Source organism: Pseudomonas sp. TZ252 (assembly GCF_056110345.1).
Genome location: NZ_CM148566.1, coordinates 1296716 through 1312651 on the forward strand (window position 1 = coordinate 1296716; position 15936 = coordinate 1312651).

17 protein-coding genes are annotated in these 15936 nt (G+C 65.0%); 5 read left to right on the top strand and 12 right to left on the bottom strand.

The window, feature by feature from the left end; all coding sequences use genetic code 11:
• Positions 1-93: 93 nt before the first annotated feature.
• Positions 94-1632 carry a murein biosynthesis integral membrane protein MurJ gene (gene murJ / locus ACYAF3_RS06010; protein ID WP_003102622.1) on the bottom strand — a complete coding sequence of 513 codons (1539 nt, stop codon included), beginning with the start codon at positions 1630-1632 and terminating at the stop codon, positions 94-96.
• A 283-nt stretch (positions 1633-1915) separates the two neighbouring features.
• On the opposite strand from murJ, the gene rpsT reads away from it, so the two are divergent.
• Positions 1916-2191 carry a 30S ribosomal protein S20 gene (gene rpsT / locus ACYAF3_RS06015; protein ID WP_003094744.1) on the top strand — a complete coding sequence of 92 codons (276 nt, stop codon included), beginning with the start codon at positions 1916-1918 and terminating at the stop codon, positions 2189-2191.
• A 66-nt stretch (positions 2192-2257) separates the two neighbouring features.
• Here rpsT and ACYAF3_RS06020 read toward each other — a convergent pair whose 3' ends face one another.
• The 5 genes from ACYAF3_RS06020 to rplU form a co-directional block, all read right to left on the bottom strand.
• Positions 2258-2722 (bottom strand): CreA family protein, encoded by a 465-nt coding sequence (locus ACYAF3_RS06020; protein WP_003094746.1) that lies wholly within the window; start codon positions 2720-2722, stop codon positions 2258-2260.
• A gap of 11 nt (positions 2723-2733) precedes the next feature.
• Entirely contained in the window at positions 2734-3852 is a 1119-nt protein-coding gene (proB, locus tag ACYAF3_RS06025; protein ID WP_003094756.1) for a glutamate 5-kinase, read from the bottom strand.
• 70 nt (positions 3853-3922) lie between these two features.
• Positions 3923-5143 (bottom strand): Obg family GTPase CgtA, encoded by a 1221-nt coding sequence (gene cgtA / locus ACYAF3_RS06030; RefSeq protein WP_003094758.1) that lies wholly within the window; start codon positions 5141-5143, stop codon positions 3923-3925.
• A gap of 141 nt (positions 5144-5284) precedes the next feature.
• Entirely contained in the window at positions 5285-5542 is a 258-nt protein-coding gene (gene rpmA / locus ACYAF3_RS06035) for a 50S ribosomal protein L27 (protein WP_003094760.1), read from the bottom strand.
• A 23-nt stretch (positions 5543-5565) separates the two neighbouring features.
• Positions 5566-5877 carry a 50S ribosomal protein L21 gene (gene rplU / locus ACYAF3_RS06040; protein ID WP_003094761.1) on the bottom strand — a complete coding sequence of 104 codons (312 nt, stop codon included), beginning with the start codon at positions 5875-5877 and terminating at the stop codon, positions 5566-5568.
• Between the two features lie 240 nt (positions 5878-6117).
• Between rplU and ACYAF3_RS06045 the strand changes: the two genes are divergently transcribed.
• From ACYAF3_RS06045 to ACYAF3_RS06055, 3 genes are all read left to right on the top strand, one after another.
• Positions 6118-7086 (top strand): polyprenyl synthetase family protein, encoded by a 969-nt coding sequence (locus ACYAF3_RS06045; protein ID WP_003094763.1) that lies wholly within the window; start codon positions 6118-6120, stop codon positions 7084-7086.
• A gap of 137 nt (positions 7087-7223) precedes the next feature.
• Positions 7224-7448: a PA4570 family protein gene (locus ACYAF3_RS06050; protein WP_003094765.1), complete on the top strand. Its 225-nt coding sequence runs from the start codon at positions 7224-7226 to the stop codon at positions 7446-7448.
• A 342-nt stretch (positions 7449-7790) separates the two neighbouring features.
• The gene (locus tag ACYAF3_RS06055; RefSeq protein ID WP_003105121.1) at positions 7791-9818 is read left to right on the top strand and encodes a c-type cytochrome; all 2028 of its coding nucleotides are present in this window, start codon (positions 7791-7793) and stop codon (positions 9816-9818) included.
• 69 nt (positions 9819-9887) lie between these two features.
• Here the strand turns inward: ACYAF3_RS06055 and ACYAF3_RS06060 are convergent, their stop codons facing one another.
• The 6 genes from ACYAF3_RS06060 to ACYAF3_RS06085 form a co-directional block, all read right to left on the bottom strand.
• Positions 9888-10505 (bottom strand): FKBP-type peptidyl-prolyl cis-trans isomerase, encoded by a 618-nt coding sequence (locus ACYAF3_RS06060; protein WP_003094769.1) that lies wholly within the window; start codon positions 10503-10505, stop codon positions 9888-9890.
• Positions 10506-10589: 84 nt separating this feature from the next.
• Positions 10590-10895 carry a DUF6482 family protein gene (locus ACYAF3_RS06065; RefSeq protein WP_003105116.1) on the bottom strand — a complete coding sequence of 102 codons (306 nt, stop codon included), beginning with the start codon at positions 10893-10895 and terminating at the stop codon, positions 10590-10592.
• Between the two features lie 256 nt (positions 10896-11151).
• On the bottom strand, positions 11152-11640 hold the full coding sequence (locus tag ACYAF3_RS06070; RefSeq protein WP_003094773.1) for a TIGR00645 family protein: 489 nt from the start codon (positions 11638-11640) through the stop codon (positions 11152-11154).
• A 173-nt stretch (positions 11641-11813) separates the two neighbouring features.
• Positions 11814-12155 (bottom strand): PA4575 family protein, encoded by a 342-nt coding sequence (locus ACYAF3_RS06075; RefSeq protein ID WP_003094775.1) that lies wholly within the window; start codon positions 12153-12155, stop codon positions 11814-11816.
• Positions 12156-12305: 150 nt separating this feature from the next.
• Complete coding sequence (locus ACYAF3_RS06080; RefSeq protein ID WP_003094777.1) at positions 12306-14759, bottom strand: Lon protease family protein; 2454 nt, start codon at positions 14757-14759, stop codon at positions 12306-12308.
• A 98-nt stretch (positions 14760-14857) separates the two neighbouring features.
• Positions 14858-15184 (bottom strand): TraR/DksA family transcriptional regulator, encoded by a 327-nt coding sequence (locus tag ACYAF3_RS06085; protein WP_003112819.1) that lies wholly within the window; start codon positions 15182-15184, stop codon positions 14858-14860.
• 234 nt (positions 15185-15418) lie between these two features.
• Here ACYAF3_RS06085 and ACYAF3_RS06090 point away from each other — a divergent pair, with 234 nt between their 5' ends.
• A complete protein-coding gene (locus tag ACYAF3_RS06090; protein WP_003094783.1) occupies positions 15419-15907 on the top strand; it encodes a DUF3015 domain-containing protein in 489 nt (162 codons plus the stop codon).
• Positions 15908-15936 lie beyond the last annotated feature (29 nt).

The following is a 15936-nucleotide window of genomic DNA, read 5'->3' on the forward strand; positions in this document are numbered from 1 at the left end:
ACGCTTATTGCTCAGAAAGTGGTCGATTATACGCGTACCGGGCGCCGGACAACAGGCAAAACGGCATGATCCCGCCGCCAGCCCGGACGCGCTTCACAGCACCGCCCGGCGGGAAAAGTCGCGCAGGCGGAAACCCAGCAGCGCGAGCATACCGAAATAGGCCAGGAGACCGGCAACCACCAGCAGGCCGAGGCGCAGGAATCGCTCCAGCATGGCGCCCTGCTCCCAGGCCGGCAGCCAGTGCATCGTGGCCAGCAGCACCGCCGACATCGCCAGCACCGCGACCACCAGCTTGACCAGGAACTTCGCCCAGCCCGGTTGCGGCAGGTACAGACGCTGCTTGCGCAGTTGCCAGTAGAGCAGGCCGGCATTCAGGCAGGCGGCCAGGCCGATGGACAGGGCCAGGCCGGCATGCTGAAGCGGGCCGATGAAGGCCAGGTTCATCAGTTGGGTGGAAACCAGGGTGAAGAGCGCGATCTTCACTGGCGTACGGATGTTCTGCTGGGCATAGAAGCCCGGCGCCAGAACCTTGACCAGGATGATGCCGAGCAGGCCGACGGAGTAGGCGACCAGCGCGCGCTGGGTCATCGCCGCGTCCACCGTGGTGAACTTGCCGTACTGGAACAGCGAGACGGTCAGAGGTTCGGCGAGGATCGCCAGGGCCAGCGAACACGGCAGCACCAGCAGGAAGCACAGGCGCAGGCCCCAGTCGAGCAGGCGCGAGTACTCATGGCGATCCTTGTTCGAATAGGTCTTCGCCAGCATCGGCAGGAGGATCGTCCCCAGCGCCACGCCCAATACGCCGGAAGGCAGCTCCATCAGGCGGTCGGCGTAGTACATCCAGGACACCGAACCGGCTGCCAGGAACGAGGCGAAGATGGTGTTGATGATCAGCGAGATCTGGCTCACCGAGACCCCCAGGATCGCCGGCAGCATCAGCTTCATCACCCGCCAGACGCCGCTGTCCCTGAGGTTCAGGCGCGGCAGCACGAGCATGCCGATCTTCCTCAGGTGCGGCAGTTGATAGAGGAGCTGCAACAGGCCGCCGGCCAGCACCGCCCAGCCCAGCACCATGACCGGCGGATCGAAATAAGGCGTGAGGAACAGCGCGAAGCCGATCATTGCGACGTTCAGCAGGGTCGGCACGAAGGCCGGCACCGAGAAGCGGTTCCAGGTGTTGAGGATCGCGCCGGCCAGGGACGACAGCGAGATCAGCAATATATAAGGAAAGGTCACCCGCAGCAGGTCGGTGGTCAGGGCGAACTTTTCCGGGGTATCGGCGAAGCCCGGCGCGGTGACCCAGATAACCCAGGGCGCGGCGAGGATGCCGAGCGCCGTGACCAGCGCCAGCACCAGCGTGAGCAAGCCGGAAACGTAGGCGATGAAGGTCCGCGTCGCCTCCTCGCCCTGCTGGTTCTTGTACTCTGCCAGGATCGGCACGAAAGCCTGGGAAAACGCCCCCTCGGCGAAGATCCGCCGCAACAGGTTGGGCAGCTTGAAGGCGACGAAAAAGGCGTCGGTGGCGAGGCCGGCACCGAAGATCCGCGCCAGGATGGTATCGCGGACGAAGCCGAGGACCCGCGACAGCATGGTGATGGAACTCACCGCCGCCAATGATTTGAGAAGATTCATGGATGTCGGGCTGCCGGCATGTCGAAATTGATCCTGTCCAAGACCGCGACCGGCCGGGCCGGTTCATCGCGCGAGTACGCCCTCGCCGCCGAACGGCGGTCCGCAAGGGCGCGCCGAGTGTAGAATGCGCGCCGGAATAAATCACCCGCAAGAAAGCAGGCGACATCCGTCGCCGATCTTTCCGGCCGCATGCGCAGCCCCTTGACAACCCCTGGAGGCGACGGCATTATTCGCGGCCTTAATTTGTTCGCTATTTACCCAGTTTTTTTCGAGGAGCTCGACGGTGGCCAACACACCTTCCGCCAAAAAACGCGCCAAACAGGCTGAGAAGCGTCGCAGCCACAACGCCAGCCTGCGCTCCATGGTGCGCACCTACATCAAGAACGTCGTGAAAGCCATCGACGCCAAGGACCTGGAAAAAGCCCAGGCCGCCTTCACCGCCGCTGTACCGGTGATCGACCGCATGGCTGACAAAGGCATCATCCACAAGAACAAGGCTGCTCGTCACAAGAGCCGTCTGAGCGGCCACATCAAGGCCCTCAGCACCGCTGCCGCCTAAGGCACGCCTTGCTCGAATAAAAAACCGGCCAATGGCCGGTTTTTTATTGCCCGCGACTCGCTCGCTTCAGCGAGCGGTCGGCCATGGCATGAGGGGAATCGCCGTCACCGCGTTCTGCGGACTACCTTCGATCACCCGGTCGCTGTAGACCAGATAGACCAAGGCATTGCGCTTGCGATCGAAGAAGCGCACCACCTGCATGCTTTTGAACACCAGCGAAGTGCGCTGCTTGAACACCTCTTCGCCATCCTTGAGTTCGCCACTGAACTGGATCGGCCCCACCTGGCGACAGGCGATCGACGCCTCGGCGCGATCCTCCGCCAGCCCCAGGCCGCCCTTGACCCCACCGGTCTTGGCGCGCGACAGATAGCAGGTCACGCCCTGCACCTTGGGATCGTCGAAAGCCTCGACGACAATCTTGTCGTTCGGCCCGACCCACTTGAACACCGTGGAAACCTCGCCGATCTCCTCCGCCCCGGCAAGCGCCGGCAACAGCAGCAGACCACCCAGCAACCCCGCGAGCTTGCGCATTCGCCCTCTCCTCAGACCAGAACCAGATTGTCGCGATGCACCAGCTCCGGCCCATCCACGTAGCCGAGCAAGGCCTCGATGGCATCCGTCGGCTGACCGAGGATCTTCTGCGCCTCCAACGCACTGTAGTTGACCAGGCCGCGCGCCACTTCGCGCCCGCCCTGGTCCACACAGACCACCATCTCGCCGCGACGGAAGCTGCCCTGGACCGCCTTGACCCCAACCGGCAACAGGCTCTTGTGATCCTGGCTCACCGCCTTCACCGCACCATCGTCCAGCACCAGGGTGCCGCGCATCTGCAAGTGGCCGGCCAGCCATTGCTTGCGCGCCGCCTTGCGACTGCGATCAGGGGTCAACAGGGTGCCGAGGCGTTCGCCGGCGCGCAGGCGGTCGAGGACACGCTCGATACGCCCGCCGACGATCACCGTATGCCCGCCGGAACGCGCCGCCAGGCGCGCCGCCCGCAGCTTGGTCTGCATTCCGCCGCGCCCCAGGGCGCCGGCACTGCCGCCGGCCACCGCATCGAGCTGCGGATCATCGGCACGCGCCTCGTAGATCAGTTGGGCATCGGGATTGTTGCGCGGATCGGCGTCGAACATACCGTCGCGATCGGTAAGGATCACCAGCAGGTCGGCCTCGACCAGGTTGGCCACCAGTGCCGCCAGGGTGTCGTTGTCGCCGAAGCGGATCTCGTCGGTGACCACCGTGTCGTTCTCGTTGATCACCGGGACCACGCCCAGCTCGACCAGGGTCCGCAGGGTGCTGCGGGCGTTCAGGTAGCGTTTGCGGTCGGAGAGGTCGTCATGGGTCAGCAACACCTGGGCGGTCTGCAGGCCATGCAGGGCGAAGCTGGACTCCCAGGCCTGCACCAACCCCATTTGTCCCACCGAGGCGGCGGCCTGGAGTTCGTGCATCGCGCTAGGTCGGGACACCCAGCCCAGGCGGCTCATACCGGCGGCGACGGCGCCGGACGACACCAGCACCAGCTCGATGCCGGCGCAATGCAGCGCCACCATCTGCTCGACCCAAACGGCCATGGCATTGCGATCCAGCCCACGGCCATCGGCCGTCAGCAGGGCGCTACCGATCTTCACCACCCAGCGCCGCGCGCCAGTCACCTTGTCCCGCATACCCTCAACCTTAGAAGCCCAGGCTTCGACTCTTCAGCCCCGCCGGCCCGCCCGGCGGGGTATCACGCCATCAGGGAACGTAGAAGATCTCCGGACCGTCGCCGTCGTCTTCCTCATCATCGAAATCATCGTCATCCACCGCACCGGCGTTCTTCAGACCCGAACGCCGCAGCGCGCGCGCATCGTCCAGGGCCTGCAGACGGGCCCGCGCCTCGTCCTCGATACGCCGGTCGAGTTCGGCCAGTTCCTCGGCATACTGCGGATCTTCTTCCAGGCGCAGGGTACGCTCGTCGAGATAGCGCATGATGTCCTGGCTGAGCGCCTCGGTGCCATCGCGCTCCAGGGCGGAGATCACATAGACCGGGCCTTCCCAGCCCAACCGCTCGATCACCGCCTGCTTGCGCGCCTCGCGCTCGGCCGGATCGAGGATCTGGTCCATCTTGTTCAGCACCAGCCAGCGCTCGCGCTCGGTCAGCGCCGGACTGAAGCGACCCAGCTCGCGAACGATGACCTCGGCGGCATCGGCCGGATCGCTTTCGTCCAGCGGCGCCATGTCCACCAGATGCAGAAGGATGCGAGTCCGCGCCAGATGCTTGAGGAAGCGAATGCCCAGCCCGGCGCCTTCGGCGGCACCTTCGATCAGGCCGGGAATGTCGGCGACCACGAAGCTCTTGTAGCGACCGACGCTGACCACGCCGAGGTTCGGCACCAGGGTGGTGAACGGATAGTCGGCCACCTTCGGCTTGGCCGCGGACACTGCGCGGATGAAAGTGCTCTTGCCGGCATTCGGCAGTCCCAGCAGGCCGACGTCGGCCAGCACCTTCAGTTCCAGCTTGAGGTCACGCGCCTCGCCCGGCTTGCCCGGGGTGGTCTGGCGCGGCGCCCGATTGGTACTGGATTTGAAACGGGTGTTACCGAGGCCGTGCCAGCCGCCCTGAGCGACCATCAGCCGCTGACCGGGCTCGGTCAGGTCGCCGATGATTTCCTGGGTATTGGCGTCGATCACGGTGGTACCGACCGGCACCGGCAGGATCAGGTCGTCGCCCTTGGCCCCGGTGCAGTCCTTGCTGCCGCCGTTCTCGCCGCGCTGGGCATCGAAACGGCGGGTGTAGCGATAGTCGACCAGGGTGTTCAGGTTGACGTCGGCTTCCAGATAGATGGAACCGCCGTCGCCACCGTCGCCGCCGTTGGGACCGCCCTTTTCGATGAACTTCTCGCGACGAAAGCTCATGAGGCCATTGCCGCCGTCACCGGCTTTCACGTGGATTGATACTTCATCGACGAATTTCATGGATACGCCTCCCACCACGAGGGCGGGTTAACAGAAAAAAACATAGGATACAGGATGCCCCGAAAGCAGGGCACGGCCGGAAGCCGGCGCAGAAACAAAAAAGCCCCGTCGCGAGACAGGGCTTTTTCAGCGAGCTATTGCTTAGGCAGCAACGATGCTCACGTATTTGCGACCAAAGGCGCCTTTGGTCTCAAACTTGACCACGCCGTCCACTTTCGCGAACAGGGTGTGGTCCTTGCCCAGGCCAACGCCGTAACCGGCGTGGAATTTGGTGCCGCGCTGACGAACCAGGATGTTGCCAGCCTTTACAGCCTGGCCGCCGAACAGTTTCACGCCAAGGCGTTTACTTTCTGAGTCGCGGCCGTTGCGGGTAGAACCGCCAGCTTTTTTGTGTGCCATGAGTCATATCCTCCAGAAAGGAATTAGGCCTGAATGCCGGTGATCTTGATTTCAGTGAACCACTGGCGGTGGCCCTGACGCTTCATGTGGTGCTTACGACGGCGGAACTTGATGATGCGGACCTTGTCGTGACGGCCGTGGGAAACCACTTCAGCGGTAACCTTCGCACCTTCGACGACCGGCAGGCCGATTTTCACGTCTTCGCCATTGGCAACCAGCAGGACGCGGTCGAAATCGATCGCTTCGCCGGTAGCGACGTCGAGTTTCTCGACCTTGAGGAATTCGCCTTCGGTGACCTTGTGCTGCTTGCCACCGGTAACAATCACTGCGTACATGTGTATCTCCGTTAAACCTGCTCACCCGACGCTTTATAGAAGTAGGAATCGGCCGGCATGGCTGCATGGGGTCGGATCGGACGCCCGTGCAATTGCGTAAGGCAGGGTATGCCAAGGAAGTTCAGGGCCCGCGATTGTACGGAAAGGTCCAGGCCGAGGCAAGTGCCACGGGCCTTTCCTTGACAGTCCCCCCCCTGCCACCTAGCATGCCGCGCAATCTTTGTGGAGCTATTGTCACTGATGCAACCCCAGGCCTTCTACCGCGTGGTGGCGGAAGATTTCACCGCCGTCGACGGGATCATCCGTCGCCAACTCACCTCCCGCGTTCCCCTGGTGGAAAAGATCGGCGACTACATCATCTCCGCCGGCGGCAAGCGCCTGCGCCCGCTGCTGGTCCTGCTCGCCGGCAAGACCCTGGGCTACAAGGGCGACGACCTCTGCCTGCTGGCCGCCACCATCGAATTCCTGCACACCTCCACTCTGCTGCACGACGACGTGGTCGACGCCTCCGGCCTGCGCCGCGGCCGCTCCACCGCCAATGCCCTGTGGGGCAACGCGCCGAGCGTGCTGGTAGGCGACTTCCTTTATGCCCGCTCCTTCGAAATGATGGTCGAGCTGGGTTCCATGCCGGTCATGCGCATCATATCCCAGGCCACCCGGGTGATCGCCGAGGGCGAAGTGCTGCAATTGTCCAAGGTACGCGACGCCAGCACTACCGAAGAGACCTACATGGAAGTGATCCGCGGCAAGACCGCGATGCTTTTCGAGGCCTCGACCCACAGCGCCGCCGCGCTGTGCCAGGCCGGCGAGGAACAGTCCGAGGCACTGCGCCGCTTCGGCGACTACCTGGGAATCGCCTTCCAGCTGGTGGACGACCTGCTCGACTACCGCGGCGACGCCGCGACCCTCGGCAAGAACGTCGGCGACGACCTCGCCGAAGGCAAGCCCACCCTGCCGCTGATCGTCACCATGCGCGACGGCACCGAGGAACAGGCCGCGCTGGTACGCAAAGCCATCCAGCAAGGTGGCAGCCAGGACCTGGAGAGCGTCTGTGCCGCCGTCGAGGCAGCCGGCGCCCTGGACTATACCGCCAACCTCGCCCGCGACTACGCCGCCCGCGCCATCGCCTGCCTGGATACGCTGCCGGACAACGAATACCGCTCCGCCCTGGTCGAACTCAGCGAATTCGCTGTCGCCCGTACCCACTGAACCGGGCTCGACTTGTGACGAACGCCGCCGTTTTCACGGCGGCGTTTTCGTTTTGCGACGAAAGGCACGATCAAGACTTGCTATTAAGATAATAAGAATTATTCTCATCTCACAGTCTTGTCACGGAGATGAGCGCCATGACTTATTTGATCGATGCCTGGCTTGATCGGCCACACCCCTACCTGCGGATCCTGCACCGGGAAACCGGGGAAATCTGCGCAGTCCTGGAAGAAGACGCGCTGGACGAACTGCGTGACCAGGGCGGCCTGGACCTGCACGAGTTGAACTCGAGCGAACCGCTGATCCTCAAGGAGCTGGTACGCAACCTGTTCCTCTTCTGCTACGCCCGCGCCCTGCGCTGAGCCTTTGCGATGACGCCAGGACGCGTCATCCGTGCGCCGCTGCCCGGGAGGCGGATCGCACGAACGGAGGCAAAGGCGCCTCCGGCCGGTTCCGGGAAGGTCACGGACGACCTTCCCGGAGTCACTTTCCTCATGTCCCGTTCTTTCCGCAACGCCTCGCCCGAGCACGCCGGCAGCCCCTCGCCGCGATAGGGATTCCTGCCTGATCCACATCAAGCCGACCTCGCCTGAAAGCCGTTACAACAGCGGCGTGACCGTCGTCCTGTCGACGGCCGCATAACGAAAAAAAGAATGGACCGTGGCCGAGGGGACCGCCCCAGGCCTACGCCTAAGGATGAGGAAATGCCTGCTTCTTTCCCGCGCCTCGGCTTGCTCGGCGCGCTGTGCTCCATCGTTCCCCTGCTCCATGCCAGCGAACCGACCACGGACGCTGCGCTCATCGAAAAAGGCCGCTACGTGGCCCAGCTCGGCGACTGCATCGCCTGCCATACCGGCCCGCAGGGCGCGCCGATGGCCGGCGGCCTGGAGCTGAAGACGCCAATGGGTACCATCTACTCGACCAACATCACTCCCGACCGGGAGACCGGCATCGGCCGCTACAGCTTCGAAGAGTTCGACCGCGCCATGCGCAAGGGGGTGACCGCCGAGGGAGTGAATCTCTATCCGGCGATGCCCTACCCGTCCTACGCCAAGATCAGCGAAGAAGACATGCGTGCGCTGTACGCCTACCTGATGCACGGCGTGCAACCCGTCACCCAGGCGAATACGCCGAGCGCGATGAGCTGGCCGTTCAACCAGCGCTGGGGCCTGTCGCTGTGGAACTGGGCGTTCCTCGACGACGCGCCGTTCACCCCCTCCAGCGACGCGGACCCGGCGATCAACCGCGGCGCCTACCTGGTACAGGGACTCGGCCACTGCGGCGCCTGCCATACTCCGCGCGGCATCGCCTTCCAGGAAAAAGCCATGAGCGAAGCCGGTCGTTCCGGGCAGCTCTACCTCGCCGGCGAAACCGTCGAACAATGGCAAGCGCTGAGCCTGCGCAACCTGTGGACGGTGGAGGACACCGTGCAGTTGCTGAAGACCGGGCAGAACCGCTTCGCCACGGTGTCCGGCAGCATGACCGATGTCATCCACCACAGCACCCAGCACTTCAGCGACGACGATCTGCTGGCCATCGCCAGCTACCTGAAGTCCCTGCCGGCCGGCAAGGACGACCTGCCCATGCCCGACAGCGAACGCCCACTGGCAGCACCGGTCGACCTGTACAGCTCGCGGGGCGGTCTCGGCTACGCGCAGTTCTGCTCCGACTGCCACCGCAAGGACGGCAGCGGCGTCCCGGGTATGTTCCCGCCGCTGGCCGGCAACCCCACGGTCGCTTCGGCCAACCCGAGCACGCTACTGCATATCACCCTTACCGGCTGGAAAACCGCGGAGACCGCAACCCACTCGCGGGTCTACACCATGCCCGGCTTCGCCCAGCTGGAAGACCGCGAAATCGCCGAGATCCTCAGCTTCGTCCGCAGCAGTTGGGGCAACCAGGGTTCGTCGATCGATGCCGGCCAGGTGAAGAAACTGCGCCAGCGGATCGAGGCCGGCAACGGCCCGGCCACGACCTTCGTCTCTCCACGCCTGGCGGACATGCTCGCGGCGCCGAACGCCGAACAGGTGGTACGCGGCATGCGCCTGCACCTGGAGACCCGCGAGCTGCTGCCGGCGAACGTCGGCAACCAGTTGAACTGCACCAGTTGCCACCTGAACGCCGGAACCGTAGCCGACGGCTCGCCCTTCGTCGGCGTCTCGGCGTTCTTCCCCAGCTACGCGCCCCGGGCGGGCAAGGTCATCGGCCTGGAGGAACGCATCAACGGCTGCTTCCGGCGCTCGATGAACGGTAAGCCTCTGCCACCGGACTCTGCCGACATGCAGGCGATGGTGGCCTACTTCGACTGGATGAAGAACAACACCCGGCCGCAGGACAAGGTCGCCGGCCGCGGCGTCGGCAAGGTCGACCCGGCGCTGAAGCCCGACCCGGAGAACGGCCGCAAGGTCTACGCCCGACAATGCGCGGTGTGTCATGGCGAGAATGGCGAGGGGCTGAGGAACAGTGCCGGCGAGATGCTCTTCCCACCGCTGTGGGGCGACGAGTCGTTCAATATCGGCGCCGGCATGGCGCGGACCTTCACCGCTGCCGCCTTCGTCAAGCACAACATGCCGATCGGCTTCCAGGAACGCTTCCCGCTCGGCCAGGGCGGCCTCAGCGACCAGGACGCAGTGGACGTCGCGGAGTACTTTTCGCACCAGCCGCGCCCGGATTTCCCGGACAAGATCAAGGACTGGCCGAAGGACAAGCGTCCGCTGGATGCCCGCTACTGATGCCGCCATGAAAAACGCCCCGTCGATGCGTCGACGGGGCGTTTCGCTCCTTCCTGGGGCCGATGCGCCTCAGAGGATTTCCAGCAGTTCGACGTCGAACACCAGCACGCTGTGCGGGGGAATGCTGCCGACGGCCTGGCCGCCATAGGCCAGTTCGCTCGGTACGTGCAGGCGCCACTTGGAGCCGGCGTTCATCAGTTGCAGCGCTTCGACCCAGCCGGCGATCACGCCGCCCACCGGGAACTCGGCCGGCTGGCCGCGCTGGTAGGAGCTGTCGAATACGGTGCCGTCGATCAGGGTGCCGTGGTAGTGGGTGCGCACGGTATCCTCGCGGGAAGGCTTGGCGCCCTCGCCAGTGCTCAGCACTTCGAACTGCAGGCCCGAGGGCAGCACGGTCACGCCTTCGCGCTTGGCGTTCTCGGCCAGGTAGGCGCGGCCTTCGCCAGCGGCGGCTTCGGCCTTGGCCTGGGCTTCGGCCTGCATGCGCTCGCGGATCACCTGGAAGCTGGCCGACAGCGCCTCGCCGGAAACCCGGCTGTCGATACCTGCGAACGCATCGGACAGGCCGGCCAGGACTGCGTCCAGGGTCATGCCCGGAACCGGATTCTCGCGCAGTTGGTCGCCCAGTTGACGGCCGATGCCGTAGCTGACACGGGCTTCGTCAGTGGTCAGGTTGAGTTCGCTCATGGCGCTGCTCCGCTGTGGGGTCGAAAAAGGGCGGCCAGCCTAGCACAGAAGGCCCTTCCCCCCTACCGGCGCAGCCGCTTGTGCTCAACCCTGGCGGATCGACAGCGGCAGCCCGCCGATAAACGAACCCGACTCGGCCAGGAGTCCACACATCTCGTCATCGACATCGGCGCACACCAACTCCACCGGAACCCTGTCCAGCCCGCGCAGTACCTGGCGCGCATGCTCCACGGAGCGCAGGCTGACCGGCTGGCCGAGATCGTCCTCCACCGGATAGGCGCGGTCGCCCATCTGCGCCTCCAGGACATAGATGCCGCCCTCCAGCGACACCAGGTGCAAGGCGTCGATATGTCCGGCCTGGACCCGGCCGGCGAGATCCTGCATGTTCATCGCGAACCTCTCGAGGTTGCGCAGGCAGCGGAAGCCTCCAGGTTTCCGCCAACCGCCTCGGTCCCGACAGCGCCGGCCCGATTCCCGGCATCGTCCGGCCGGCAGGCCCCGACGATGCGAAGGACGCCCGCTCCCGGCGTCCGCCCGATATCACAGGAAAGTCTTGCCCAGGCGGCAGGCAACGCAAGCCGGAAACGCCGCCGCCCGTCCGTTTTACAACGGCCGGGCGGCGCGAGCGAAACACTGGAGAGGGTCGTCAGTGACGGGTCTGCTTATCCAGGTAGCCCATGGCGAACGCCGAGAGCACGAAGGTCATGTGGATGATCACGTACCACATCAGCTTGTTGTCCGGCACATTCTTCGCGTCCATGAAGATGCGCAACAGGTGGATCGAAGAGATCGCCACGATGGAGGCGGCCACCTTGTTCTTCAGCGAGCCGGAATCCATCTTGCCCAACCAGCTGAGCTTTTCCTTGCCTTCGTCGATGTCCAGTTGCGAAACGAAGTTCTCGTAGCCGGAGATCATCACCATGACCAACAGGCCGCCAACCAGAGCCATGTCGATCAGTGAGAGCAGGACCAGGATCAGGTCGGCCTCGGCCATCGCGAAGATGTTCGGGATGACGTGGAATATTTCCTGGAAGAACTTGATGGTCAACGCCAGCAGCGCCAGCGACAGGCCCATGTAGATGGGAGCCAGCAGCCAGCGCGAGGCGTACATGGCGTTTTCGAAAAAGCGTTCCATGGTCTCTTGTGTGTATGTGCAGGGGAAAATGGGGCGGCGAGTATAACGCAGCGGCCGGCGGTTTTTATCCAGAAAATCTGTGGATAAATATGTGCACCGAGCCGGGATGGATCCCGCCAGCGATGATGGCACGGGGCCTCGGCCGGATTGCTCAGGCTTTGCCCAGGCGCCGCTCAGGATTCCGGGCGAAACAGGTAGTCGCCGACATGCGGCCGTCGTTCGCCATTGAGTCGGCGCAGTTCGCCCTGCAGATGCAAGCGCCAGATCGGCGGGTCGACGGCTTCGATATAGCCTTGCTGGGCCAGGCAGTCGGCAATCGCCTGCAACACCCCTTCGGCCACCAGCGGTCCGTGGAAGGGGCCCTGGGCCTTGATCGCCGAAGGCTGGGAGCCGGACATGCCGGCGGCGCAAAGCAGGGTCCAGAGTCCGTTCTCTCCGGCCAGCGGCCTGACCACGCATTCGATTCGCGTGGTCAGCCCCAGACAAGGGCGGATGAGGCAGAGGTTACGCGGCATGGCGGCATCCTCACGGGGGTTCCCAGTTTTGAGCCTACACCTGCCGCCAGGTTCCGCATAGCGCCGGCGGGAACTTGTCCACAGGGCTGAAACGCACGAGGGCGGGGCTTTCCAGCCCCGCCCTCGACAGGTTCCGACAGCGCGCCAGGCTCAGTCCTTCTTCGCCGCGGCCTTGTCCTTCGCCGCGACGGTCTCTTTCTCCGCCGGTTTGTCCTTTTCCTTGTCGTCCTCTTCCATGCCGAGTTCGGATATCTCCTGCAAGCGCGCCACGACCAGATCGTTCACGCTGCCTTTCGGGAAGCGTCCCTTCTCGTCCTGGGCACCGACCGGCTTGCCCACCAGCAGCGCCAGCGCCTCGTCCACCTCGCGCACCGCGTAGACGTGGAACTGCCCGGCGCGCACCGCCTGCAACACGCGCTCGTCGAGCATCAGGGTAGTGACGTTGGCGCGCGGGATGATCACACCCTGCTCGCCGGTCAGGCCGCGCGCTTCGCAGAGGCGGAAGAAGCCCTCGATCTTCTCGTTGACGCCGCCGACCGCCTGCACCTCGCCGAACTGGTTGATCGAGCCGGTAATGGCGAAGCACTGCTTCAAGGGCGTCCGCGACAGCGCCGAGATCAGCGTGCAGACCTCGCCCAGCGAGGCGCTGTCGCCGTCCACGTAGCCGTAGGATTGTTCCAGGGCGATGCTGGCGGAGATTTCCAGGGGGAACTCCTGGGCGTAGCGGCTACCCAGGTAGCCGGTAAGGATCATCACGCCCTTGGAGTGGATCGGCTGGCCGAGGTTGACTTCGCGCTCGATATCGACGATGCCGCTGCTGCCCGGATAGACGGTCGCGGAAATCCGCGCCGGCACGCCGAACACCGAGTCGCCCACCTCCAGCACGGTCAGTCCGTTGCACTTGCCGACCGCGGCGCCAGCGGTGTCGATCAGGATGATCCCCGCCAGCATGTCGTCGAGGATCCGCGCCGACACTCGTCCGGTGCGGGTCTGCTTGGCCTTGAGGGCACGCTCGATGTGGCCGAGCTGGATCACCTCCTCGTTCGCCAGCTGACGGATGAAATCGGCTTCGCTGACCAACTGGAACAGGTCGCCGATCCGTGCCGAAAGCCGCCCCTGGTGCTCGGCCAGGCGCGCGCTGTAGGTCGCCAGTCGCGCCACCGCCGCGCCGCTGAGGGGCGCCATGCCCTCTTCCGAGGTGCGCGTCTTGAGCAACTGGGCGAACTGTTCGAGGCTGTCCTCGCCCAGCGGGATGTCCTCGTCGAAGTCCACCAGCACCCGGAACATCTCCTGGAAGTCCGGATCGAGGTCCTGCAGGGTGTAGTAGATCTGCCGCGAGCCGATGATGATCACCTTCAGTTGCAGCGGGATCACCTGGGGGGTCAGGGAAACCGCAGCCAGGCGGCCGAGTTCGGCCAGCGGCGACTCCATCTTCAACTGGCGCGACTGCAGGGCACGCTTGAGCGCGTCCCAGACGAACGGCTCGCCAAGCATCTTTTCCGCTTCCAGGATCAGGAAGCCGCCGTTGGCCCGGTGCAGCGCCCCCGGACGCAACTGCCGGTAGCTGGTGTAGAGCGCCCCCTGGTCCGAGCTGTACTCGATGCGGCCGAACAGGTTGTCGTAGGTCGGGTGCGACTCGAACACCACCGGCGCGCCGCTGGTCGCGTGGTGGACGATGGCCTGGTTCGGCGCGTACTGCTCGATCAGCCCTTGCTTGCGCTGGGCGTCGGTGCGGCTGTCGTCGACCAGTTGGTCGACCACGGTCTTCAGCAGGTTCAGTTGCATCGCCTGCAGGTAGGCGCAGACGCCCGGGTTGTTGTTGTACTTCTCCACCAGAGGCGCCAGCAGGGGCTGCAGGGCCAGGGTGATGGTTTCCTCGTTGAGCTCGCGCAACTGGTTGCTCGACTCGCGCTTCCACTGCGGCAGGCTCGCCAGTTCCTCGTTGAGGTACTCCTCGAGGGCGGCGATATCCTTGTGGAAACGCTCGCGCTCGGCTTCGGGCAACTGGGCGAATTCGGCCTCATCGAGGGCCTTGCCGTCCTTCATCGGGGTGAAGGCGACGTTGGCGCTGTCGCGGTACAGCGCCACGTCCTTCTCCAGGGCGCGCCGCTCCACCGAGTCCAGGGCGCGGTCGTAGCGCTGGTTGAAAGCGCGGTCGACGGCGTTCTTCTTCTGCTGGTAGGCCGGATGCTCGAAGACCGCCGGGAAGGTCGACATCAGGTTGTCGATCAGACGGTCGATGTCGGCGCTGAATTCGGTCGCGCTGCCCGGCGGCAGCTCGATCACCCGAGGTTCGCGCGGCTCGTCGAAATTGTTCAGGTAGACCCAGTCGGAGGGCGTGGCGACGCGCTTGCCCTCGGCTTGCAGATAGCGTTTGACGAAGGAGAAGCGTCCGGTCCCCGGCTCGCCCATGACGAATACGTTGTAACCCGGACGCGGCATCGCCACACCGAACTGCAGCGCCTCGACCGCACGCTCCTGGCCCAGCACGCCGCGGAAGGGCTCCAGGTCATCGGTGGTGTCGAAGGCGAATTGCTCGGGAGCGAACGGGCGGGTCAGTTCTTCTGGCGCCAGGCGCAGGCCGGCAGCGACGGAATCGGGCATCGGGAATCCTTGCATCGGGCGGCAGATCGCCGCGGGGTGTCGTCGCCCGCATTCTCCCCCCAGCCTCGCGCCACTGACAAGGCGCGGATGCCGCTATCTCACCGATGTACCAGGTCGGCGCAGCGCAGGCAGTATTCCGCCGCAGGCAGGGCGGCCAGGCGCGCCGGTTCGATAGCCTCGCCACAGCGCTCGCACTGGCCATAGCGACCTTCCGCCAGGCGCAGGCGGGCCAGGCCGACCTGGCGCATCCCCGCCTCCGCCTCGGCGAGCAGGCCTTCGAGCACTTCGTCGTTCTGGCGCTGCACCGCCTGCTCGGCAAAGTCCGGCGAATGGCTGCGCGCCAGGTCCCGGCGGATCGCCGCGGCGCGTGCCGCGTACTCGGTCGCCAGGGTTTCCAGGGCGGTAGCGGGGTCGAAAGCGCTCATATCCACCTCCTGCATGAGGAACGGCTGACCAAGGCCGGTTTCGCTCAGACCGACCAGAACTTTCCCAAGTCTGGACGGTTCCAAGCGGATTGCCGCTGACGCCGGTCAATTTTCGCCCGGCATTGCGCGCTGCCACCCATTCGGTGCCTTGACACCCCGGTGGCATTCCGAAAAGCTCACGGCGTCGCTGGCCCGCTCCAGATGGCTCCGATCCACCTCAAGAGAGAACAAACGATGAAACGGATTCTGCTCGGTACCCTGTTCGCCGCCGCCTCCTTCAACGCTTTCGCCGACGCTCCCGGTGGCGCCGGCTGCGGCTGGGGCAACATGCTCTTCAAAGGCCAGCGCGGCGTGGCCACCCACGTGGTCGCGGCGACCACCAACGGCACTTCCGGCAACAACACCTTCGGCATGACCACCGGCACCAACGGCTGCCATACCAACGGCGCGCTGTCCTATGGCGGCAAGCCCCTGCTGGTGCTCGGCAGCATGATGGACGAGCTGTCCGAAGACATGGCCAAGGGCAATGGCGAAGCGCTGACCACCTATGCCGTGGTGCTGGGCGTGCAACCGCAGGACCGCGAGCACTTCGCCGCCGTCACCCATGAGCATTTCTCCGAGATCTTCAACAAGTCCGACGCCACCGCCGCCGACGTCTATGCCAACACCCAGGCGATCCTGAAACAGGACGCCCGCCTGGCCAAGTACGCCGAGCAGGCCTGAGCCTCGCCGCCTGCCCGTTCGCGGGCAGG

What these genes read in the sequence shown, in the direction of transcription:
- ACYAF3_RS06055 (WP_003105121.1), top strand. Translation starts at nt 7,791, where the DNA reads ATGCCTGCTTCTTTCCCGCGCCTCGGCTTGCTCGGCGCGCTGTGCTCC.
- ACYAF3_RS06050 (WP_003094765.1), top strand. Translation starts at nt 7,224, where the DNA reads ATGACTTATTTGATCGATGCCTGGCTTGATCGGCCACACCCCTACCTG.
- ACYAF3_RS06020 (WP_003094746.1), bottom strand. Translation starts at nt 2,722, where the DNA reads ATGCGCAAGCTCGCGGGGTTGCTGGGTGGTCTGCTGCTGTTGCCGGCG.
- ACYAF3_RS06045 (WP_003094763.1), top strand. Translation starts at nt 6,118, where the DNA reads ATGCAACCCCAGGCCTTCTACCGCGTGGTGGCGGAAGATTTCACCGCC.
- ACYAF3_RS06060 (WP_003094769.1), bottom strand. Translation starts at nt 10,505, where the DNA reads ATGAGCGAACTCAACCTGACCACTGACGAAGCCCGTGTCAGCTACGGC.
- ACYAF3_RS06075 (WP_003094775.1), bottom strand. Translation starts at nt 12,155, where the DNA reads ATGCCGCGTAACCTCTGCCTCATCCGCCCTTGTCTGGGGCTGACCACG.
- ACYAF3_RS06085 (WP_003112819.1), bottom strand. Translation starts at nt 15,184, where the DNA reads ATGAGCGCTTTCGACCCCGCTACCGCCCTGGAAACCCTGGCGACCGAG.
- rpmA (WP_003094760.1), bottom strand. Translation starts at nt 5,542, where the DNA reads ATGGCACACAAAAAAGCTGGCGGTTCTACCCGCAACGGCCGCGACTCA.
- murJ (WP_003102622.1), bottom strand. Translation starts at nt 1,632, where the DNA reads ATGAATCTTCTCAAATCATTGGCGGCGGTGAGTTCCATCACCATGCTG.
- rplU (WP_003094761.1), bottom strand. Translation starts at nt 5,877, where the DNA reads ATGTACGCAGTGATTGTTACCGGTGGCAAGCAGCACAAGGTCACCGAA.
- ACYAF3_RS06065 (WP_003105116.1), bottom strand. Translation starts at nt 10,895, where the DNA reads ATGAACATGCAGGATCTCGCCGGCCGGGTCCAGGCCGGACATATCGAC.
- ACYAF3_RS06080 (WP_003094777.1), bottom strand. Translation starts at nt 14,759, where the DNA reads ATGCCCGATTCCGTCGCTGCCGGCCTGCGCCTGGCGCCAGAAGAACTG.
- ACYAF3_RS06070 (WP_003094773.1), bottom strand. Translation starts at nt 11,640, where the DNA reads ATGGAACGCTTTTTCGAAAACGCCATGTACGCCTCGCGCTGGCTGCTG.
- ACYAF3_RS06090 (WP_003094783.1), top strand. Translation starts at nt 15,419, where the DNA reads ATGAAACGGATTCTGCTCGGTACCCTGTTCGCCGCCGCCTCCTTCAAC.
- proB (WP_003094756.1), bottom strand. Translation starts at nt 3,852, where the DNA reads ATGCGGGACAAGGTGACTGGCGCGCGGCGCTGGGTGGTGAAGATCGGT.
- cgtA (WP_003094758.1), bottom strand. Translation starts at nt 5,143, where the DNA reads ATGAAATTCGTCGATGAAGTATCAATCCACGTGAAAGCCGGTGACGGC.